Annotated in this window: 18 protein-coding genes, 1 tRNA gene and 1 pseudogene; 12 read left to right on the top strand and 8 right to left on the bottom strand. The window is 73.2% G+C overall.

Going from position 1 to position 20,213, the window contains the following annotated elements; translation table 11 throughout:
* Positions 1-53: 53 nt before the first annotated feature.
* Complete coding sequence (locus KYT88_RS08865; RefSeq protein WP_043586743.1) at positions 54-1,862, top strand: DEAD/DEAH box helicase; 1,809 nt, start codon at positions 54-56, stop codon at positions 1,860-1,862.
* Positions 1,863-2,036: 174 nt separating this feature from the next.
* Positions 2,037-2,531 (top strand): HIT family protein, encoded by a 495-nt coding sequence (locus tag KYT88_RS08860; protein WP_043586744.1) that lies wholly within the window; start codon positions 2,037-2,039, stop codon positions 2,529-2,531.
* Here the strand turns inward: KYT88_RS08860 and KYT88_RS08855 are convergent.
* Genes KYT88_RS08855 through KYT88_RS08840 form a run of 4 tightly spaced genes read right to left on the bottom strand, consistent with a single transcriptional unit; the run spans position 2,518 to position 6,215 of the window.
* The gene (locus KYT88_RS08855) at positions 2,518-3,525 is read right to left on the bottom strand and encodes a glycine betaine ABC transporter substrate-binding protein (RefSeq protein ID WP_043586745.1); all 1,008 of its coding nucleotides are present in this window, start codon (positions 3,523-3,525) and stop codon (positions 2,518-2,520) included. The two genes, KYT88_RS08860 and KYT88_RS08855, sit on opposite strands and share 14 nt — an antisense overlap.
* Before the next feature lie 2 nt (positions 3,526-3,527).
* Entirely contained in the window at positions 3,528-4,295 is a 768-nt protein-coding gene (locus KYT88_RS08850) for an ABC transporter permease (protein WP_043586751.1), read from the bottom strand.
* Positions 4,292-5,581, bottom strand: a complete 1,290-nt coding sequence (locus KYT88_RS08845) for an ABC transporter ATP-binding protein (RefSeq protein WP_043586754.1) — start codon at positions 5,579-5,581, stop codon at positions 4,292-4,294. The genes KYT88_RS08850 and KYT88_RS08845 overlap by 4 nt, the downstream gene beginning before the upstream one ends.
* Complete coding sequence (locus KYT88_RS08840; protein WP_043586755.1) at positions 5,574-6,215, bottom strand: ABC transporter permease; 642 nt, start codon at positions 6,213-6,215, stop codon at positions 5,574-5,576. The genes KYT88_RS08845 and KYT88_RS08840 overlap by 8 nt, the downstream gene beginning before the upstream one ends.
* A gap of 250 nt (positions 6,216-6,465) precedes the next feature.
* Here KYT88_RS08840 and KYT88_RS08835 point away from each other — a divergent pair, with 250 nt between their 5' ends.
* Positions 6,466-7,806, top strand: a complete 1,341-nt coding sequence (locus KYT88_RS08835) for a J domain-containing protein (protein WP_043586756.1) — start codon at positions 6,466-6,468, stop codon at positions 7,804-7,806.
* A gap of 8 nt (positions 7,807-7,814) precedes the next feature.
* Here KYT88_RS08835 and KYT88_RS08830 read toward each other — a convergent pair.
* The 3 genes and pseudogenes from KYT88_RS08830 to KYT88_RS08820 all read right to left on the bottom strand — a co-directional run bounded on the left by KYT88_RS08830 (position 7,815) and on the right by KYT88_RS08820 (position 10,066).
* A pseudogene (locus KYT88_RS08830) lies at positions 7,815-8,781 on the bottom strand (NAD-dependent epimerase/dehydratase family protein).
* Between the two features lie 44 nt (positions 8,782-8,825).
* Positions 8,826-9,842, bottom strand: a complete 1,017-nt coding sequence (locus tag KYT88_RS08825) for a magnesium and cobalt transport protein CorA (RefSeq protein WP_043586758.1) — start codon at positions 9,840-9,842, stop codon at positions 8,826-8,828.
* 138 nt (positions 9,843-9,980) lie between these two features.
* Positions 9,981-10,066, bottom strand: a tRNA-Leu gene (locus tag KYT88_RS08820).
* Between the two features lie 114 nt (positions 10,067-10,180).
* Here KYT88_RS08820 and KYT88_RS08815 point away from each other — a divergent pair.
* From KYT88_RS08815 to mshC, 3 genes are read left to right on the top strand one after another with little or no spacing between them, the layout of a single operon-like run.
* Positions 10,181-11,491: a M20/M25/M40 family metallo-hydrolase gene (locus tag KYT88_RS08815; protein WP_043586760.1), complete on the top strand. Its 1,311-nt coding sequence runs from the start codon at positions 10,181-10,183 to the stop codon at positions 11,489-11,491.
* A gap of 42 nt (positions 11,492-11,533) precedes the next feature.
* Positions 11,534-12,352 carry an undecaprenyl-diphosphate phosphatase gene (locus tag KYT88_RS08810; protein ID WP_043586764.1) on the top strand — a complete coding sequence of 273 codons (819 nt, stop codon included), beginning with the start codon at positions 11,534-11,536 and terminating at the stop codon, positions 12,350-12,352.
* A gap of 4 nt (positions 12,353-12,356) precedes the next feature.
* Positions 12,357-13,640 (top strand): cysteine--1-D-myo-inosityl 2-amino-2-deoxy-alpha-D-glucopyranoside ligase, encoded by a 1,284-nt coding sequence (mshC, locus tag KYT88_RS08805; protein WP_043586766.1) that lies wholly within the window; start codon positions 12,357-12,359, stop codon positions 13,638-13,640.
* Positions 13,641-13,654: 14 nt separating this feature from the next.
* Here the strand turns inward: mshC and KYT88_RS08800 are convergent, their stop codons facing one another.
* Positions 13,655-14,614 (bottom strand): PAC2 family protein, encoded by a 960-nt coding sequence (locus KYT88_RS08800; protein ID WP_043586768.1) that lies wholly within the window; start codon positions 14,612-14,614, stop codon positions 13,655-13,657.
* 92 nt (positions 14,615-14,706) lie between these two features.
* Here KYT88_RS08800 and KYT88_RS08795 point away from each other — a divergent pair, with 92 nt between their 5' ends.
* The 6 genes from KYT88_RS08795 to tatA all read left to right on the top strand — a co-directional run bounded on the left by KYT88_RS08795 (position 14,707) and on the right by tatA (position 20,162).
* Positions 14,707-15,402, top strand: coding sequence for an HAD family hydrolase (locus tag KYT88_RS08795; RefSeq protein WP_043586769.1), 696 nt, complete (start codon positions 14,707-14,709; stop codon positions 15,400-15,402).
* Positions 15,399-16,472 (top strand): tRNA (adenine-N1)-methyltransferase, encoded by a 1,074-nt coding sequence (locus KYT88_RS08790; RefSeq protein WP_043586771.1) that lies wholly within the window; start codon positions 15,399-15,401, stop codon positions 16,470-16,472. Before KYT88_RS08795 ends, KYT88_RS08790 begins: the two co-directional genes overlap by 4 nt.
* Before the next feature lie 61 nt (positions 16,473-16,533).
* Positions 16,534-17,577, top strand: a complete 1,044-nt coding sequence (locus tag KYT88_RS08785) for an FKBP-type peptidyl-prolyl cis-trans isomerase (protein WP_043586773.1) — start codon at positions 16,534-16,536, stop codon at positions 17,575-17,577.
* Between the two features lie 48 nt (positions 17,578-17,625).
* A complete protein-coding gene (locus KYT88_RS08780; protein WP_043586775.1) occupies positions 17,626-18,633 on the top strand; it encodes a helix-turn-helix transcriptional regulator in 1,008 nt (335 codons plus the stop codon).
* The gene (locus tag KYT88_RS08775) at positions 18,630-19,619 is read left to right on the top strand and encodes a helix-turn-helix transcriptional regulator (RefSeq protein WP_043586777.1); all 990 of its coding nucleotides are present in this window, start codon (positions 18,630-18,632) and stop codon (positions 19,617-19,619) included. Before KYT88_RS08780 ends, KYT88_RS08775 begins: the two co-directional genes overlap by 4 nt.
* Before the next feature lie 198 nt (positions 19,620-19,817).
* Positions 19,818-20,162, top strand: a complete 345-nt coding sequence (gene tatA, locus KYT88_RS08770; protein WP_043586780.1) for a Sec-independent protein translocase subunit TatA — start codon at positions 19,818-19,820, stop codon at positions 20,160-20,162.
* Positions 20,163-20,213 lie beyond the last annotated feature (51 nt).

Below are 20,213 nucleotides of genomic sequence, written 5' to 3'. Positions count from 1 at the left end.
GACGGCTGCGCGGCCGACGGGAGCGTCGCCGGGTGCGGGTATCGTGAGGTCGAGTGAGCACCATCCCGACCCCTCCACCGCACGTCGGATCCGCCGCGGCCGAGCACCTCTCGCCGGCCTTCCCGGAGCGCGCCGCCTGGGGCACCGTCAGCAAGCTGCGGGCCTGGCAGGAGGAGGCCCTCACCGCGTACTTCGAGAAGGAGCCGCGCGACTTCCTCGCCAACGCGACGCCGGGCGCCGGCAAGACCACGTTCGCCCTCCGCCTCGCGTCCGAGCTCCTCCACCGGAAGACCATCGACCGGATCACCGTCGTCGCGCCCACCGAGCACCTCAAGAAGCAGTGGGCCGACGCCGGCGCGCGCGCGGGCGTCCGCCTCGACCCCATGTACAGCAACAGCTCCGGCGCCCTCGGCAGGCACTACCACGGGGCCGCCGTGACGTACGCGCAGGTCGCCGCGAACCCCTACCTGCACAAGACGATGACCGAGTCGAGCCGCACCCTCGTGATCCTCGACGAGGTCCACCACGGCGGCGACGCGCTCAGCTGGGGCGACGCCATCCGCGAGGCGTTCGAGCGCGCGACCCGCCGGCTGTCGCTCACGGGGACGCCGTTCCGCTCCGACACGGCGCCCATCCCGTTCGTCAGCTACCTCCGCGACCACCGCGGCGTCCGCCTCTCGCAGACCGACTACGACTACGGGTACTCGCGGGCCCTCGCGGACGGCGTCGTGCGGCCCGTCATCTTCCTCGCCTACGCCGGCAGCATGCGCTGGCGCAACAAGATGGGCGACGAGATGGAGGCCCAGCTCGCCGAGGGCAACACGAAGGACATCACGTCTCAGGCGTGGCGCACGGCCCTCGCCCCGGACGGCGAGTGGATCCCGCAGGTGCTCGCCGCCGCCGACCGGCGCCTCAGCGAGGTGCGGCAGTCGATCCCCGACGCCGGCGGCCTCGTCATCGCGACCGACCACACGACCGCGCGCGCCTACGCGGCGATCCTGCAGCGGATCAGCGGGCAGCCCGTCACGCTCGTGCTCTCCGACGACGTGGAGGCGAGCGCCAACATCGACCGCTTCTCCGCGAGCACGTCGCGCTGGATGGTCGCGGTGCGCATGGTCTCCGAGGGCGTCGACGTGCCCCGGCTCGCCGTCGGCGTCTACGCCACCAGCGCGTCCACCCCGCTGTTCTTCGCGCAGGCCATCGGCCGCTTCGTGCGCGCCCGCCGCCGCGGAGAGACGGCGTCGATCTTCCTGCCCAGCGTCCCCAACCTCCTCGTGCTCGCCAACGAGCTCGAGCGCCAGCGCGACCACGCCCTCGACCGCGACTCCTCGAAGGAGGGCGACCTCTACAACCCCGAGGACGCCATGATGGGCGAGGCGAACCGCAGCGAGAAGGGGTCCGACTCCCTGCTCAGCGAGTTCTCGTTCGAGGCGATGGGATCCGAGGCCACGTTCGACAAGGTGCTCTTCGACGGCGCCGAGTTCGGGCAGATGGCCGACGTCGGCAGCCTCGAGGAGGAGGAGTTCATCGGGCTCCCCGGCATCCTCGAGCCCGAGCAGGTGCGCGAGCTCCTCGCCCAGCGCCAGCACCGGCAGTCGAGGCACGCGAGCGAGCGCGAGCGCAAGCAGGCCGAGAGCGGCGCCCCCAAGGACCCCGACGACATCCCGCTGTACCGCACGCTCAAGGAGCAGCGGCAGCTCCTCAACAGCCTCGTCGGCATGCGCGCCAAGCTGCACGGCGAGCCCCACGGCCTCGTCCATGCCGAGCTCCGCCGTGTGTGCGGCGGGCCCGCGGTCGGCCAGTGCAGCGTCACGCAGCTGCAGCAGCGCATCGACCAACTCCGCAGGTGGATGCGCAGCTGACGCGCTCGGGTGGATCGGGGCAGCTCCGCAGGTGGATGCGCAGCTGACACGCTCGGTGGATCGGGGCAGCTCCGCAGGTGGATGCGCAGCTGACGCGCTCGGGTGGATCGGGGCAGCTCCGCAGGTGGATGCGCAGCTGACGCGGCCGGGGGACGGGCGGCTACGGTGTCGCCCATGGACTGGCGCGAGGACCGGATCGGATCAGCCAGGAGGGGCGAGAACCCCACCGTCCTCGCCGAGCTGGGCGCCGGGTACGCCGTCATCGGCGACGTGCAGTTCCTCCCGGGCTACTGCGTGCTGCTCGGCACGGACCCGACCGCCACGGCCCTCGCGGAGATGCCGCGGATCGAGCGCGTGCGGTTCCTCGCGGACGCCGACCTCCTCGCCTCCGCCGTCGAGCGGGCGTGCCGCGACCTCGTGCCCGGCTTCCGTCGCGTGAACATCGAGGTGCTGGGCAACGCCGACGCCTTCATCCACGCGCACATCTGGCCCCGCTACTCCTGGGAGCCGGCGGAGCTCGTCGTGCGACCGGTCTGGCTCCACCCCGCCGAGCGGTGGCACGACCTCGCGACCGCGCTCGGCGACGCGCACGACGAGCTGCGCGTGCGGATCCGCGACGAGCTGCGGCAGCTCGCCCAGGACCAGTCGGTCGAGGTCAGGGCGCCGTGACGAACCCGTGGTCGACCATGAACTCGTAGGCGACGTCCGCGGGCTCCTCGCCCTGGTCGTCGACGCGGAGGTTCATGTCGCGGAGGGCGTCGTCGGTGATGACGGGGGAGATCCGGTCGAACACGTCCTTCAGCCCCGGGTACTCGGCGAGGGTCGCCGAGTCGAGCACCGGCGCGACGTTGTAGGCCGGGAAGAAGCCGAGGTCGTCCTGGAGGATCGTGAGGCCGAGCTTGTCGATGCGGCCGTCGGTCGTGAAGACCTCGCCGAACTCGCACGTGCCGCGATCCGTCGCCGTGTAGACGGCGCCTGTGTCGAAGATCGACACGTTGCCGTCGGGCACGCCGTCCGCTGATCCGCGCGGGATGCCGTAGGTCTCCAGCAGCGGCGACAGGCCGTCGGAGCGGGAGTTGAACTCCGCCTCCACGCAGAACGTGCGCTGATCCACGGGCAGGTCCTTGATCTGCGAGAGCTTCGTGATGCCGAGCTCGTCGGCCTCCTCGCTGCGGATGGCGAGCGCGTACGTGTTGTTGAGCGGCGCCGGCGTCAGCCAGGTGAGCCCGTTGGCCGCGTCGGCGTCGCGCACGGCCTCGTACTGGGCGCGCTGGTCCGGGATGCCCTTCGGCTCGCCCAGGTAGCTGAGCCACGCCGTGCCCGTGTACTCCCAGGTCATGTCGGCGCCGTGGCTCGTCATGAGCTCGCGGGCCGGCACGCTGCCGGGCACGTTCGTCTGGTCGGTGACGTCGAACCCGGCCGCCTTCGCCGCGATGACGGCGATCTTGCCGAGGATCAGCTGCTCGGTGAAGTTCTTCGACGTGACGGTGAGTTGCGCGCCGGCGGGCAGGTCGAGGGGCTGGATGGAGCCGGGCGCGGTGTCCGGGACGTACGCCGTCGCGGGCTGGAGGCCGCAGCCGGTGAGCGTCGCGAGGGCAGCGGTCACGAGCGCGGGCACGCCGAGCGCGCGGCGCAGGCGGGCGGAGCGGGGGAGGGTCGTCACGGTCAGAGTCCCTTCGGGCGGGCGACGTGCTCGACGACGCGGCCGAGCCAGTCGATGGCGAGCGCGAGCAGCGAGATGAGCAGCGCCCCCGAGATCAGCACGGGGTAGAGGTAGAGGTTGACGCCGGTGGTGATGAGGATCCCGAGCCCGCCGCCGTTGACGAACGCCGCGAGCGCCGCGGTGCCGACGAGGAGGACCAGGGCGGTGCGGATCCCGGCGAGCATGACGGGCACGGCGAGCGGGAGCTCGATGCGGAACAGCACGGACGCGCGACTCATGCCCATGCCTCGGCCGGCCTCGACGAGGCGCTCGTCGACGCCGCGGATCCCGATCATGGTGTTGCGCAGCACGGGGAGTGCCGCGTAGAGCACGAGGGCGACGAGGCTCGCCGCGAAGCCGCTGCCGGTGATCACCATGCTGAGCAGCACGACGAGCCCGATCGCCGGAGCTGCCTGCCCGAAGTTCGCGACCGCGAGGACGGGCGCGGAGTAGCCGCGGAAGCGACCGCGGGTGAGCAGGACGCCGAGCGGGACCGCGATGACCAGCACGATGACGGCCGCGGAGAAGGTGAGGCCCAGGTGCTCCAGGGTCGCCTTGCCGAGCGCGCCCGGCGCGAGCGTGGTGCGCTCGACCGCGGTGAGCGGCGCGACGGCGAGCCACACGAGGTACCCCGCGAGGACCGCCGCGATCGCGACGGGCTGCGCGATGAGCCCGCGCCAGCCCTGCGCGCCGCCGACGGCGTCGGTGCGGGCATCGGTCACGGCGCTCATCCGGCAAGCCCGTCCTGCGCGGCGGGGGAGTCGGCGGCGGGCGATCCGGCGGCCTGCTCGGCCCGCGCGGCGTCGGCGCCCACGGTGCCGATCGTGCCGGTGTTCGTGCCGACGGGAGCGCCCACGACGCCGCCGGCCGCCGAGGCCCGGGCGCTCGTGATGGCGTCCATGACCGTCTCGACGTCGATCACGCCGAGGAAGGCCCCGCCGCGCCCGGTGACGAGCGCGGCGCCCGCGCTCGAGACGAGCATGGTGTCGAGCGCGTCGTTGAGGGTCGCGCGGTTGCCGATCACCGGCAGCCGCGGCTCGGGGACTCCGCCGACGACGTCGATCCGGCCGAGCTGGCGGCGCGACGGCCACTGGATCGGGCGCTTCCTGGCGTCGACGACCACCGCGTGCTGGTGGCCGACCTCGTCCATCCGCGCGAGCACGTCGCGCGCGGCGTCGCCGGGGTGCGCGATGACGGCGTCCGCGAGGGGCACCTCGTCCACGCGGCGGAGCGTCAGCTGCTTGAGGCCCGCGCCCGAGCCGATGAACTCCTCGACGAACGCGTCGGCGGGCTCGGCGAGGATCCGCTCGGGGGTGTCGTACTGCACGATGCGCGCGCCCTCGGCGAAGACGACGATCCAGTCGCCGAGCTTCACGGCCTCGTCGAAGTCGTGCGTGACGATGACGATCGTCTTCTGCAGCTCGGCCTGGATGCGGATCAGCTCGTCCTGCAGGCGCTGCCGGGTGATCGGGTCCACCGCGCCGAACGGCTCGTCCATGAGCAGCACGGGCGGGTCGGCCGCGAGCGCGCGGGCCACGCCGACGCGCTGCTGCTGGCCGCCGGAGAGCTCCTTCGGGTAGCGGTCGCGGTACTGCTCGGGGTCGAGCGAGACCAGCTCGAGCAGCTCGTCGACGCGGGCGCGGATGCGGGCGGCATCCCAGCCGAGCATCTTGGGCACCACGGCGATGTTCGCCGCCACGGTCATGTGCGGGAAGAGCCCGCCGGCCTGGATCACGTAGCCGATGCGGCGCCGCAGCTCGTCGCCGTCGATGCCCGTGACGTCCTCGTCGCCGAGGACGACGCGGCCCTCCGTGGGCTCGATGAGCCGGTTGATCATCTTCAGCGTGGTGGTCTTGCCGCAGCCGGACGGGCCGACGAGCATGACGATCTTGCCGGCGGGGATCTCCAGCGTGATGCCGTCGACGGCGGGCTTCGCCTGTCCCGGGTACCGCTTGGTGACGCCGTCGAGCAGGATCGAGCGGCCGCTGATCTCGGGGGTGGTGGTTGTCTCAGACACGGATGCCTCTCGGAGTGGTGAGCCGGCCGATGCCGACGAGGACGAGGTCGAGCAGGAGGGCGAGCAGGACGACGCCGATGACGCCCGTGAGGACGGACTCGGTCGCGTTCGCGCCGCCGAGGCGGGAGAGCCCGGAGAAGATGAAGCCGCCGAGCCCGGGGCCGAGCACGTAGGCGGCCACGGCGGCGATGCCCATGACCATCTGGGCGGACACGCGGATGCCGCCGAGGATGACGGGCCAGGCGAGGGGCAGCTCGACGCGCAGCAGCGTGCGGACGCGGCCCATGCCGATCCCGCGCGCCGACTCCACGATCGCGGGGTCGATGCCCGTGAGCCCGACCACCGCGTTCCGCAGGATGGGCAGCACGGCGAAGAACGTGACGACCGCGACGGCCGGCGCGACGCCGAACCCGAGCGGCGCGATGAGAAGCCCCACCAGTGCGAACGCGGGGAGCGTCAGCCCGATCGCCGAGACGCTGTTGGCCAGCGAGCTCAGCGGTCGGCTTCGGTAGACGAGCGCCGCGATCCCCACGGCGATCACGGTCGCGAGCACGAGGCACTGCACCACGAGGCTGAGATGCTGCCACGCGGAGAACGCGATCTGGTCGGCGCGGGAGGACAGGAAGTCCCACATGTCGGTCTCCTCAGGATGTGTCGGTCACCGGGAGGGGCATCGGCGGTGGCTCACCTTACGCAGGCGACCCGGATGCGCGAAGTTCGCCAACGGCCGCCCTCCGGTGGTATCACGCGCGCGCCGCGGGCGGGCGCGCGCGCTGTCGTGCTGTACCGCCCACGGCGGACGCGCGCTCGGGGGTCGTCCAGGCGCGCTCGCATACGCTCGTGATCCTGGGAGCCGCCCGACCGGTTCCCGCGAGGAGCCACCGATGCCCGTCCCGTCACGCGACGCCGACGCGTACGCCGTGCTCGGCGTCGAGCCGTCCGCGTCGCAGGACGAGATCCGCCGCGCCTACCGCCGTCGCGTGCGCGACGCCCACCCCGACATGGGCGGCAGCGCCGACGCGTTCCAGGCCGTCCGCGATGCGTTCGAGGCGGTGGGAGATCCCGAGAGCCGCGCCCGCTACGAGCGCACGCTCCGCGATGCCCCGGCCCCCGAGGACCCCGTCGGCCGCGCGCACCCCGCCTCCCCGGGCTCCACCTCGGCCGGCGAGGCGTGGGACCCGGCGTCCCGCCGCGGACGTCCCGGCGCGCCGCGTGCCCGTCCCGCCGCGCGCACGCGCAGCTTCGGGCACCCGGGCGGCTTCGCCCGGCTCCGCTACCTGGCCCTCGTGCGCGAGTGGCTGGCGGATCCCGCGGAGCCGTCCGTGCCCGCGGCCCCGGTCCCGCCGCGCGGGGGCGCGGCGCTGTCCGACCGGCCCGAGCCCTACGTCCGGCGTGCGCGCGCGATCGCACCGCCCGTGCTCGGGGTCCTGCTCGCCCTGATCCTGCTCGTCTCCGGCCTGGGCGCGCTGGCCGCCGCCGTGGGTCTCGTCCTGGGCGCGGCCGCCGGCCTCGCCGCCGCGGGGCCGATCGGACGCGCCTGGCACCGCTCCGAGGAACCGCGACGCCGCGCGGCGCAGCGGCTGCAGGAGGAGGCCATCGCGCACGAGCGGGCCCTCCGCGCCTACCCCGACCTCATGGCCGCCTACAGCGCGCGACTCGCCCGCCTCGAGGGGCTGCGCCGACGCTTCGAGGCCGACGCATACGCATCCGACCTCGTCGCCGAGGTGCCCGCGGCCGCCTCCGAGGCGCTGCGGGCCGCCGTCGCCCAGGAGGAGACCGCGCGCGAGCTGATGGAGCTCGGGCCGTCCTACGCGTTCTGGAACGGCGTGGCCGTGCCGCGCTCCGGCGACGCGATCGACCACCTCGTGCTCGGGCCGCAGGGGCTCGTCGCCGTCGAGTCGGTGCCCGCGGGATCGGCCGCCGCCACGGATCCGTCGGCGCGCGACGCCGCGCTCCGCGGACTCGACGCCCGCGCCCGTGCGCTCGCCCGCGAGATGGACGTGCCCGTGGTCGGCCTCGTGCTCTCGCTGCCGTCCGGTGTCCTCGGCGCCGCGCCCGTCGTCCTGCACGCGGCCGACGACCCGCACGCGCTCCCGGCCTACGCCGTCGCCCGCACGCTCCTCGCCGACCACGTCGCCGCGGGTCTGCCTGGCCTCCACGCGATGGATCCGGAGCGCCTGCTGGCGGTCCGCACGCGCCTCGTGCTCGACGCGCGCTTCGTCTAGCGTCCGGGTCAGCGGGGGAGCGGCACGTCCAGGTCGCCCGCGCGCACCATCCACTCGACGGCCTCGCGCGCGGCCTCCTCGCTCGTGAACCGCGGCGCATAGCCGAGGACGTCGCGGGCCTTGTCGATGCTCGCGACGTGGCTGCGGCTGAGGTGCTCCCAGCTGGCGTCGGCGTGATCCGGCTCGGTGCGGGCGCGGAACCCGTCCCAGTCGAGGTGCTCCAGCTCGGGTTCGCGGCCGAACCATGCGGCCGCCGCCCGGGCGAAGCCGCGCACCGAGAGCGCGCGGTCCGAGACGGCGTGGAAGCTCTCGCCGACGCTCGTCTCCCGGTTGGCGATCGCGAGCTGCACGACCTGCGCGACGTCGTCGGCGTGCACGTGGTGCATCGTCTCGCTGCCCGATCCCGGCACGGCGAGCGGCCCGCCGGTCGCGAGCGTTGTCCACACCGCGGGGTCGAGGTTGCCCAGGGGCGTGATAACGGGCCAACCGCCGCCGCTGATGTGGCCCGGGTGCACCACCGTGCACGGCACGCCACCCGACCGCGACTCGGCGATCAGGTAGCGCTCGATCTCCGCCTTCTGCACGCCGTACTCGCCGAACGGCTCCTTCGGGTCGTCCTCCCGCAGCGGCAGGGAGGTGCTGAGGCCGTGGGTCCAGATGCTGCCGATGTGCACGAGGTGCCGCACGCGGCCGCGGAGCCCTTCGACGAGGTGGCGCGCGGACTCCGGCGTGAAGCAGACCAGGTCGACGACGACCTCGGGGGACAGGGCGGCGATCCGGTCGGCGAAGGTGCCGGCGGCGTCCTCGGCGTCGCGGTCGACGCGCACGCGCTCGACGCGATCCCACAGGGGCGACTCGCGGTACGGCTCGCGCGTGCCGCGGCTCACGGCGACGACGTCGTGCCCGGATTCGACGAGTCGGGGGGACGAGGAAGGTCCCGATGTGGCCGGTGGCTCCGATGACGACGACGCGCATCCCGTCACCCTAGCGCCGCGCCGGACGGCCGACCCGCCCGGGGATCAGATCCAGCCGCGCTTCCGGAATGCGGCGTAGAGGATCACGCCCATCAGGACCATGAGGCCGAGCGCGAGCGGGTACCCGTAGGTCCACTTCAGCTCCGGCATGTTGACGAAGTTCATCCCGTAGATGGTGCCGACGAGCGTGGGCGCGAACAGGATGGCGGCCCAGGAGGAGATCCGCTTCACCTGGTCGTTCTGGGCGAGGCTCGTCTCGGTGAGCTTCTTCATCTCGTCGTTCTGGCGCTGGCCGACGAGCGTCGTGTGCACGGTGAGCGCGTTCTGCAGCAGCGTGCGGAAGGCGTCGGCGCGCTCGGCGACCCGGATGACGTGGTCGTGCACGTCGCGGAAGCCGCGACGGAGCTCGAGGTCCACCTCGTGCTCCTCGGCGCGCTGGCGGAGGTCGTCGAGGATGGAGCCGAGCGGCGCCGTCGCCCGCTGGAACGCGGTGATCTCGCGCATCAGCGCGTAGATGCGGCGGGAGACGTCGGGGTCGGCGCCGAAGATCTGGTCCTCGATCTCGTCGACGTCGTCCTCGAGGCCCGCCGCGACGGGCCCGTACTCGTCGACGACCTGGTCGAGGATCGCGTACATGACGGCGCGCGGCCCGAGCGCGAGGAGCTCGCGGTCCTCCTCGAGGCGGTGCCGGACGGCGGCGAGGTCGGGCGACTCGGCGTGGCGGATCGTGACGACGAAGTCGGGCCCGACGAAGACGTGGAGCTCCCCGAACTCGACGCGCTCGTCGGCGTCGAGGTAGCGCGCGGGGCGGAGCACCACGAACCAGGTGTCGCCGTAGCGCTCCATCTTCGAGCGCTGGTGCCCGCTGAGCGCGTCCTCGACGGCGAGCGGGTGCAGGCCGAACTCGTCGGCGACGCGGTGCAGCTCCTCCGGGTCCGGCCGGTACAGGCCGATCCACGCGAGGCCCTGGCGCTCCCGCATCACCTCGAACGTCTCGTCGAGGCTCTCGGGATCCGCGGTGCGGACCCCCTGCACGTACACGGCGCTGTCGACGACGGTCATCGGATCTCGCTCTCGGGTCGGGGGACCCGCGCGCGGGCCGAGTGCGACTGTAGCCGGGCCCGCCGCGAGAAGAGGGGAGCGGGGCCGGAACGAGGAAGAGCCGGTCGCATCCTCGTGGATCCGACCGGCTCTCGTGTGTGTCCGAAGGGGGACTTGAACCCCCACGCCCTAATACGGGCACTAGCACCTCAAGCTAGCGCGTCTACCAATTCCGCCATCCGGACAGGATGTGCGGCCCGCCGTCTCCGGCTGCCGAGAGACGACATTAGCACGGCCCGGGAGGCTCCCCGACCACGCGGCGGCAGGACGCCCGCGTCCGGCCTCGATAGCGTGGACCCATGACCGACACGCTCCCCGACGACCTCGACGCCACCGCACGGATCGCTCGCGACCTCATCCGGTTCGACACCACCAACCACGGCGAGGGCAGGTCGGAGGGGGAGACGGAGGCCGCGGTGTACGTCGAGGAGCACCTGAAGGACCTCGGGCTGAAGCCCGAGCTCATCGACGCCGCGCCCGGTCGCACGAGCGTCCTCACGCGCATCCCTGGCCGGAACCGGGACAAGCCGGCGCTCGTCGTCCACGGCCACCTCGACGTCGTGCCCGCCGACCCCGCGAACTGGTCGGTCGACCCGTTCGGCGGCGTCATCAAGGACGGCATGCTCTGGGGCCGCGGGGCGGTCGACATGAAGAACATGGACGCGATGATGATCACCGCGCTGCAGGAGATCATCACGTCGGGCCGCGCCCCCGAGCGCGACCTGATCATGGGCTTCTTCTCCGACGAGGAGGCGGGCGGCGTGCTCGGCTCCGCCTACGTCGTCGAGAACCGGCCCGAGTGGTTCGCGGGTGCCACGGAGGCGATCAGCGAGGTCGGCGGCTACTCCATCGACCTCGCCGGCAAGCGCGCGTACCTGCTGCAGACGGGCGAGAAGGCCCTCGTCTGGATCCGCCTCGTCGCCACCGGCACCGCGGGCCACGGCTCGCAGGTCAACCGCGACAACGCCGTCACCCGGCTCGCCGGAGCGGTCGCGCGGATCGGGATGGAGGAGTGGCCCGTCCACCTCACCGACACGACGCGGCAGCTCCTCGACGAGATCGCCCGCATCGTCGGGGCCGACCCGACGCAGGTCACTCCGGACGACCTCGCGATCGCCACCGGCACAGCCTCGAAGTTCATCGCCGCGACGCTGCGCACCACCACGAACCCGACGCTCCTGCACGCGGGCTACAAGCACAACGTGATCCCCGACACGGCCGAGGCGCTCATCGACATCCGGGTCCTGCCCGGCGAGGAGGACGAGGTGCTCGCCCGCGTCCGCGAGCTCGCGGGAGAGGGCGTCGAGGTGCGCATCGTGCACCAGGACGTCGGCCTCGAGAACCCCTTCGAGGGGCCGCTCGTCGACGCCATGGTCGCCACCCTGGGCGCGCACGACCCCGAGGCCGAGGTCCTGCCCTACATGCTCTCCGGGGGCACGGACAACAAGGCCCTCAGCCTGCTCGGGATCACCGGATACGGGTTCGCGCCGCTCAAGCTGCCGGCGTCCATGGACTTCCCGTCGATGTTCCACGGCGTCGACGAGAGGGTCCCGCTCGACGCACTAGTCTTCGGGAGGCAGGTCCTCCGCGACCTCCTCCTGAACTACTAGATCCGAGCCCCAGGTGGGCCATCCGACACTTGGAGCGCACGCTTGAGCTATCTCGAGGCGATCATCCTGGGCCTCGTCCAGGGTCTGACCGAATTCCTGCCCATCTCCTCGAGCGCGCACCTCCGGATCGCCGGGCTGTTCATGGGCGGCGACCCGGGAGCCACGTTCACCGCCATCACGCAGCTCGGCACCGAGCTCGCGGTCGTGGTCTTCTTCCGCAGGCGCATCGGCAAGGTCCTCTCGGCCTGGACCCGCTCGCTCCGCGGCGGCATGCCGAAGGGCGACCCGGACGTGCGCATGGGCTGGCTCGTCATCATCGGCACCATCCCCATCGGCATCGCCGGCTACCTCTTCCAGGACACGATCCGCTCCACGTTCCGCTCGCTCTGGATCGTCGCGATCGTGCTCATCGTCTTCGGCATCCTGCTCGGCCTCGCCGACCGCTACAGCCGCAGCGACCGCCTCGAGAAGGACATGACCTACGGGCACGGCGTGAGCATCGGCATCGCCCAGGCGCTCGCCCTCGTCCCCGGCGTCTCGCGCTCGGGCGCGACCACCACGGCCGCGCGCGCGTTCGGCTACTCCCGACCTGTCGCGGCGGAGTACTCGTTCCTCCTCGCCGTGCCCGCCGTGTTCGGCAGCGGCCTGTACGAGCTGGTGAAGAGCTTCGACGAGACCGGCCAGGCCGGCGCAGGGCAGACCGCGGTCGCGACGCTCATCGCGTTCATCGTGGGCCTCGCGGTCATCGCGGGCCTCATGCGGTACATCTCCACCCGCACGTTCATGCCCTTCGTGGTCTACCGCGTCGCCCTCGGCGTCGTGCTCCTGGTGCTCCTCGGCACCGGCGCGATCGCGGCCTGATCCCGTGCGCGCCTGGCCACGCCCCGCCGTCCCCGCCGTCGCGGGGGAGCCCCCCGTCCCGACCCTGTTCGACACCAGCGCCGGATCCGTCCGCCCCGCAGAGTGCACGGGGGACGGCCGCGTGGGCCTCTACGTCTGCGGCATCACGCCCTACGACGCGACCCACATCGGCCACGCGTCCACCTACCTCGCCTTCGACACGCTGCAGCGCGTCTGGCTCGACCGCGGGTACGACGTCGCCTACGTGCAGAACGTCACCGACGTCGACGACCCGCTGCTCGAGCGCGCGACCGCCACGGGCGTCGACTGGCGTGACCTCGCCGCATCGCAGGTCGAGCTGTTCCGCACCGACATGGAGGCGCTGCGGATCCTGCCGCCCGACTCCTACGTGGGCGTCACCGAGGTCGTCGACGAGGTCGCGGCCGCGGTCGCGGAGCTCGTCCGGCGCGGCACGGCCTACCCGGTCGCCACGCCCGACGCCGCCGAGGCCGGAGCCCGGGACCTCTACTTCGACGTCGCCCGCGCCGGCGCGGACGGCCCCTGGGCCCTCGGCGACGAGAGCGGCTACGACCGCGACACCATGGCCGCCCTCTCCGCCGAGCGCGGCGGCGACCCCGAGCGGCCCGGCAAGCGCGACCCGCTGGATCCGCTGCTGTGGCGCGCCGAGCGCGCGGGCGAACCCGCGTGGGACAGCGCGGTCGGCCGCGGCCGACCCGGCTGGCACATCGAGTGCGCCGTCATCGCGCTCCGGAAGCTCGACCGGCCCGTCACCGTGCAGGGCGGCGGGTCCGACCTGATATTCCCGCACCACGAGATGTCGGCCGGCCACGCGGCAGCCCTCACGGGCGAGGACTTCGCGTGCGTCTACGCGCACAGCGGCATGGTCGCGTACCAGGGCGAGAAGATGAGCAAGTCGCTCGGCAACCTCGTGCTCGTGTCGCGCCTGCGGGCGGCTGGCGTGGATCCGCGCGCCATCCGCCTCGCGCTCCTCGCGCAGCACTACCGCGCGGACTGGGAGTGGACGGACGCGCTCCTCGCGGAGTCCGTCGCGCGTCTCGCCGCGTGGGACGCGTGGGCCGCCGATGCGTCGGCGGACGCCGGCGCCGACGCGGGGCGGCCGGGCGAGCTCGTGCAGCTCGTCCGCGAGCGCCTCGCCGACGACCTCGACACCCCGGGCGCGATCCTGCTGCTCGACCTCCGCGTCGCCACGGGGATCCCGGCGACCCCCGTCGAGCTGGACGCGGTCGACGCGCTCCTCGGCGTGCGTCTCGGGGGCCCGGCGGCCTGACCCGGAGGCGCGGGCTACTGGTCCTTCGGGTCCTTGGGGTCCTTGGGCCGCCACGGCTCCTCGGGCCGGTCGTCGCCGCGTCCGCGCGGCCCGTCGCTTCGGCGCAGGTACCTCTCGAACTCCTGCGCGATGGCCTCGCCGCTCGCCTCGGGGGAGTCCACCGTGTCGCGGGCCTGCTCGAGCTGCTGGATGTAGGACGCCATGTCCTCGTCCTCGCCCGCGAGCTGGTCGATGCCCGCCTCCCAGGTCGCGGCCTCCTGGATGAGCTCGCCGCGCGGGATCACCACGTCGACCATCTCCTCGAGCTTGTCGATGAGCGCGAGCGTGGCCTTGGGCGACGGCGCGCTGTGCACGTAGTGCGGCACGGAGGCCCAGAGGGAGACGGTGGGCATGCCCATCTCCTCGGCGCGCTGCGCGATGATGCTGAGGATCCCGACGGGCCCCTCGTACGTGCTCCGCTCGATGCCGAGCTCCGCCCGCACGCTCGCGTTCTCGCTCGTGGAGTAGACGGAGATGGGCCGCGTGTGCGGCACGTCGGCCAGCAGCGCCCCGAGCAGCACGACGCCCTCGACGCCGGCCGCGCGCGCCGCGTCGAGCACCTCGGCGGTGAACGCCGTCCAGTGCCGGGACGGCTCGACGCCGAGCAGGAGGTGGATGCTGCCGCCGTTGTCGCCGCTCACGCCGAGCTGCGCGTCGGCCGCCAGGTCCTGCGCGGGTCGCCGCGGGTCCTTCGGGCCGTAGAGCGTGGCGCCCGGCCACTCGAGCTCGCGCGTGCCGTCCTCCGCGAAGCCGATGGTGGGGCGGTTGAACTGGAAGTCGAAGTAGTCCTCGGGATCCACCGACGACACCGCCTCGAGGTCGAGCAGGTCCTTCAGCGCCCGGACCGCTCCGCTGGCGGCCTCGCCCGCGTCGTTCCAGCCCTCGAAGGCGACGACCAGCAGCCGTCCGCTCACGAACCTCTCGGCATCCGCCACGTGACTCCCGTTCCGTCTCGCCCTCTGGCCGCCCGGCCGGCGGTCATCGTACGATCCTAGGACGCACCGCCCCGCCGGTAGACTCGCTCCCCGTGATCAGCAACAGACCCGCGGCCGTCCTCTGGGACATGGACGGCACCATCGTGGACACGGAGCCCTACTGGATGGTGGCGGAGGAGGCGCTGGTCGGCTCCTTCGGCGGCACGTGGACCCACGAGGACGGGCTCCGGCTCGTCGGCAACGGGCTGGACGACTCGGCTCGCATCCTCCAGGAGGCGGGCGTCGACCTGCCCGCCGCGGAGATCATCGACCGGCTGAGCGACCGCGTGATGGAGCAGATCCTCGTCGAGGTGCCGTGGCGTCCCGGCGCGCGCGAGCTCCTCCGCGAGATCCGCGAGGCCGGCGTCCCCACCGCGCTCGTCACCATGAGCATCGGCCGCATGGCGCGCCAGGTCGCCGACGCCGTGCCGTTCGACGCCTTCGACCACGTCGTCGCCGGCGACGACGTGGCCCGCAGCAAGCCGCACCCCGAGGCCTACCTCGCCGCCGCCGACCTGCTCGGGGTGGACATCCGCGACTGCGTCGCCATCGAGGACTCCGCTCCCGGCGTCGCCTCCGCCACTGCGTCGGGCGCGACCGTCGTCGCGGTGCCGCACCACGTGCCGCTGCCGGCCGACGACGCCTACGTGCTCTGGGACACCCTCGCCGGCCGCACGCTCGCCGACCTCGAGGCGGCCCACGCCGACCGCCGGGCCGCGGCCCCGATCCGCGACGAGGTGGACGCGTGACCGTCGACACCGCCGCCGCCCGCTTCAGCGGACCGTTCCGCGCGGGCGACCGCGTGCAGCTCACGGGCCCCAAGGGCCGGCTCAACACGATCCTGCTCGAGCCCGGCAAGGTGTTCCACACCCACCGCGGCATGATCGACCACGACGACCTCATCGGCCTGCCCGACGGCAGCGTCGTGAAGAACAGCGCGGGGATCGAGTGCCTCGCCCTCCGGCCGCTGCTCTCCGACGTCGTCATGTCGATGCCCCGGGGCGCCGCGATCATCTACCCGAAGGACGCCGCGCAGATCCTCGGCCTCGCCGACGTCTTCCCCGGCGCCACCGTCGTGGAGGCGGGCGTCGGATCCGGCGCCCTCTCGATGTGGCTGCTGCGCGCCCTCGGGCCGACCGGCACGCTCCTCTCCTTCGAGCGCCGCGAGGAGTTCGCGGACGTCGCCCGCGGCAACGTCTCCAGCTACTTCGGCCACAGCCCGGAGAACTGGTCCATCACCCTCGGCGACCTGGCCGATGCGCTGCCGACCGTCACCGAGCCGCACTCCGTCGACCGCGTGATCCTCGACATGCTCGCGCCGTGGGAGTGCGTCGACGCCGTCGCCGATGCGCTCACGCCCGGCGGCGTCCTGCTCTGCTACGTGGCCACCGTCACGCAGCTGTCGCGCGTGGCGGAGGCGCTCCGCGACTCCGGGCTCTTCACGAACCCCGACGCGAGCGAGACCATGATCCGCGGCTGGCACGTGGAGGGCCTCGCCGTCCGTCCCGAGCACCGCATGATCGGGCACACCGGCTTCCTCATCACCGCGCGCCGCCTGGCACCCGGATCCGTCCTGCCGCAGCTCAAGCGCCGGGCGTCGAAGTCCGACTTCAGCGACGAGGACATGGAGGCCTGGACCCCCGGATCGCTCGGCGAGCGAAGGGTGAGCGACAAGGTCCTGCGCAAGCGCGTCCGCATCGCGGAGCACGGCGCGGAGCTCGCGGGCGCCCGGGACCTGGCAGAGGCGGGCGACGGGGTCGTCCCCGACGATGCGGACGACGCGGCCGATGCGCCGGAGCCCGGCGACCCCACCGCCTAGGATGACAGGGCCGATCACGCGGGTGCGTGCCGGCCGCCCCCACCATCGAAAGAGGAGTCACGTGCGCCGTTCCGCCGCGCTCACCGTCTGCGCAGGACTCGTCCTGACGCTCGCCGCATGCAGCCCCTCCGGCTCCGGATCCGGTGCGGCGGCGGGCTGCACGCCCCTCGCCCAGCCCGGCACGTCGTCGAGCACGGTCACCGCCACGGGCGACGTCGGCAGCGCGCCCGCCTCGGTCGCGTTCCCCACGCCGCTCAAGCCGACGGGCGTCGAGGTGTCCACGCTCGTCGAGGGCGACGGCGCGCCCGTGCAGCCGCACCAGGGCATCACCGCTGCGGCCTCCATCGTCGACGGCAAGACCGGCAAGGACCTCGCGGAGTACGCGCGCATCGCGCCGAACGCCCGCACGACCGGTTCGCCGCTGTTCACCCCGGCGTCCCTGCACGAGTCGCTGCCGTACCTCGAGGACGCGATGACGTGCATGCCCGTCGGCTCGCGTGTCGCGGTGACGGTCCCCGTGTCCACGGTCTTCCCCGGGCAGGACCTCTCGTCCCAGGGCCTCGACGCGACCGACGGCCTCGTCCTCATCGTCGACATCACCTCGTCCTTCCCGGAGAAGGCCACGGGCGAGCCGCGGCCCGCCCAGGCCGGCTTCCCGTCCGTCGTCACGACGGACGACGGCGTCCCGGGGATCACCATCCCGCCGAGCACGCCGCCCACCGAGTACCGCGACGCGCTCCTCCGCGCGGGCGACGGCGCCGAGGTCGGGGACGGCGACACCGTCACGCTCCAGTACACCGGCGTCGTCTGGGGCACGAGCACGTCGGCCGAGAAGCAGGCCGTCTTCGGATCCAGCTGGACCGGCGGCGGCCCCCTCCAGGTGCCCGCGACCGCCACCACGGCGGCGCCCTCCACCGGCGCGGCCTCCTCGCTCGTCGTGACGCCGGGCCTCGCGAAGGCCCTCGTCGGCAAGCACGTCGGCGACCAGGTCATCGCGGTCGTCCCGCCGGCCGACGGGTTCGGCGACCAGGGCTCCGCCAAGGTGCCCGCGGGGTCCACGCTCGTCTACGTGGTGGATATCCTCGGGACCAGCACCACCAAGTAACGACGCATCGCCACCGGCCGGGGGCTGCACCGACGTGAGGACCACCGCGTGCCCGAGACATCCCGCCGACCGACCGTGCCCGTCGAGGAGCGCCTGTTCAGCCTCGTGCTGGCGCTGCTCGCCACCGAGCAGGGCCTGACGAAGAACGAGGTCCTCTCGAGCGTCCAGGGGTACCGGCAGAGGTACCGCGCCGGCGGCGACAACGCCAACCTGGAGCGCCAGTTCGAGCGCGACAAGGACGACATCCGCGACCTCGGCGTGCCGCTCGAGACCGTCGAGGCGCCGGGCCAGGAGGGCAACAACCAGCTCCTGCGCTACCGGATCCCGCGCGGCGCCTACGAGCTCCCCGCCGACCTGTCGTTCACGCCGGAGGAGACGACGCTCCTCAACCTCGCGGCCATGGTGTGGCGCGAGGGCTCGCTCTCGGGGGAGTCGCGCCGCGCGCTCATCAAGCTGCGCTCGCTCGGCGTGGAGTCCGACGACCCGGTCATCGGCTACGCACCCCGCCTGCGCACGCGCGAGGCCGCGTTCGCGCCCCTGAGCGTCGCGCTCGAGCGGCACGTCCTCGTCTCCTTCGGCTACCTCAAGCCGGGGGAGCGCGCGGCCAGGATCCGCACGGTGGCGCCGCTCGCGCTCGTGCAGCACCAGGGCCGCTGGCACCTGCACGGCATCGACCAGGACGCCGACGGACCGCGCACGTTCCTGCTGTCGCGCATCGTCGACCGCGTGCGCGTGACGAGCCGCGCCTTCGTCCCCGAGGGGGAGGACCATGCCGAGCGGGCCCTCGCCGACCTCGACCGCGTATGGGCGAACGGCGTCGGGGAGGTCACTGTGGCCCCCGGATCCGACGCGGAGATCCGCCTGCGCCGTCGGCGCGGCACGGATGACCTCGGGGACGGGCGCCTCCGAGTGCACTACTCCGACACCAACCTCTTCGCCGACGAGGTCGCGGGCTTCGGCCCCGAGGCGCGGGTGATCGCGCCGCCGAAGCTGCGCGACGCCGTGCGCGCCCGGCTCGCCGAGACCGTCGCCGCCCACCGGGAGGACGCATCATGACCGACCGCGCCGCGCCGCTCCACGCGCAGGACAAGCTGGCGTTCCTGCTCGCCCTCGTGCCGTACCTCACCGACCACGGGCGCGTCAGCGTCAGCCAGGCGGCCGCGCACTTCCGCGTTCCGCCCGAGCAGATCCGGCAGGCCGTGCGCCTCATCGCGGTGTCCGGCGTCCCCGGCTCCACCTCCTCGTACCAGCACGGCGACCTGTTCGACATCGCGTGGGACGACTTCGAGGACAACGACCAGATCGTCATCACGCACATGGTCGCCATCGACGACTCGCCGCGCTTCTCGGCCCGGGAGGCGGCCGCGCTCATCGCCGGCCTCCAGTACGTCTCCTCCCAGGCGGACGCCAGCGACCTCGACCTGGTCGGCCAGCTCATGGCGAAGCTCGCGCGCGGATCCTCGGCGAGCCCCAGCCAGGTCGCCGTCGCGGCCGGGGCGGGCGACGGCACCCGTGACGACCTCCGTCGCGCCATCGCGGAGGAGCGCCGGGTCGAGTTCGACTACCGGAGCCCCCGAGGCGGCACGGAGCGTCGCGTGGTGGATCCGCTCCGCCTCGAGTCGATGGACGAGGACTGGTACCTGCGCGGCTGGGACCTGGCCCGCGGCGCCGTCCGCACGTTCCGCCTCGACCGCCTCGACGAGCTCGTGGTCACCGACCTCCCGCCCGAGCACCGGCCGCAGGACGTGGTCCTCGGCGACACCCTCTTCGAGCCGAGCCCCGACGACCTCCGCGTCACGCTCGAGGTCCAGGAGTCGGCGCTGCCCCTCCTCGGGGACTTCGTGGGCGACGAGCGGCCCGTACCGGTCGCCGGCCGACCCGGACGCGTCGCCGTCACCGTGCGCGTCGCCCACTACCAGGGCCTCGTGCGCTTGGTCGCGGGCATGGCCGGCGTGGTCGTCGTCACCTCGCCGCCGGAGGCGCGGGCTGCGGTGGCCGAGTGGGCCGGGCGGGCCGAGGCCGCATACGACGACGCCGACTGAGCCGCGGCACCGAGCGGCACGGTGCCGGGCTCCGAAGACCCGGCATCGGGAGGACGCCGCGCGGACCAGTGGTCCGCGCAGGGAAATCCGGGTGAACCGCAATGCCGCGCAGGGTGTCCTGACGGGTCGCGACGGTAGACTCGTCGTGGATCCCGACAACGACTGTCCGGCCCCCCGACCTGAAGGAACGTGAACCACATGCTCGGAAACCTGACCGGATGGCACCTCGTCATCATCCTCGTCGTCATCGTGCTGCTCTTCGGTTCCACGAAGCTGCCCGCCCTCGCCAAGAGCGTGGGCCAGTCCATGCGCATCTTCAAGGGCGAGGTGAAGACCATGAAGGAGGAGAGCGGATCCGACCGCCGCGACGACACGCGTGACGAGAACCGCCGCCGCGACGAGGAGCGCTACCGCTCGGATGACCGCGACGCCGCCCCTCGCGACTACGTCCGCCCGGGCGAGGCCCGCGTCGACGAGCCCCGCTACGACGCCCCGCGCTACGACTCCCCGCGCGACGGCGGGGACTCCCGCCCCAGCGCCTGATCCGTGAGCACCACCGAGCGTCCCCGCCAGAAGAAGCGCGACGCGGAGGGA

The organism is Clavibacter sp. A6099 (genome assembly GCF_021919125.1).
In the GTDB taxonomy this organism is placed as follows: Bacteria; Actinomycetota; Actinomycetes; order Actinomycetales; family Microbacteriaceae; genus Clavibacter; species Clavibacter seminis.
The sequence above is the reverse complement of the archived record's forward strand: the minus strand, read 5'-3'. Positions and strand labels throughout refer to the sequence as shown.

Bases quoted from the DNA above. Each gene is read 5' to 3' on its own strand.
- KYT88_RS08825 (WP_043586758.1), bottom strand. From the start codon at position 9,842: ATGACCGTCGTCGACAGCGCCGTGTACGTGCAGGGGGTCCGCACCGCG.
- KYT88_RS08775 (WP_043586777.1), top strand. From the start codon at position 18,630: ATGACCGACCGCGCCGCGCCGCTCCACGCGCAGGACAAGCTGGCGTTC.
- KYT88_RS08815 (WP_043586760.1), top strand. From the start codon at position 10,181: ATGACCGACACGCTCCCCGACGACCTCGACGCCACCGCACGGATCGCT.
- KYT88_RS08860 (WP_043586744.1), top strand. From the start codon at position 2,037: ATGGACTGGCGCGAGGACCGGATCGGATCAGCCAGGAGGGGCGAGAAC.
- KYT88_RS08840 (WP_043586755.1), bottom strand. From the start codon at position 6,215: ATGTGGGACTTCCTGTCCTCCCGCGCCGACCAGATCGCGTTCTCCGCG.
- tatA (WP_043586780.1), top strand. From the start codon at position 19,818: ATGCTCGGAAACCTGACCGGATGGCACCTCGTCATCATCCTCGTCGTC.
- KYT88_RS08850 (WP_043586751.1), bottom strand. From the start codon at position 4,295: ATGAGCGCCGTGACCGATGCCCGCACCGACGCCGTCGGCGGCGCGCAG.
- KYT88_RS08835 (WP_043586756.1), top strand. From the start codon at position 6,466: ATGCCCGTCCCGTCACGCGACGCCGACGCGTACGCCGTGCTCGGCGTC.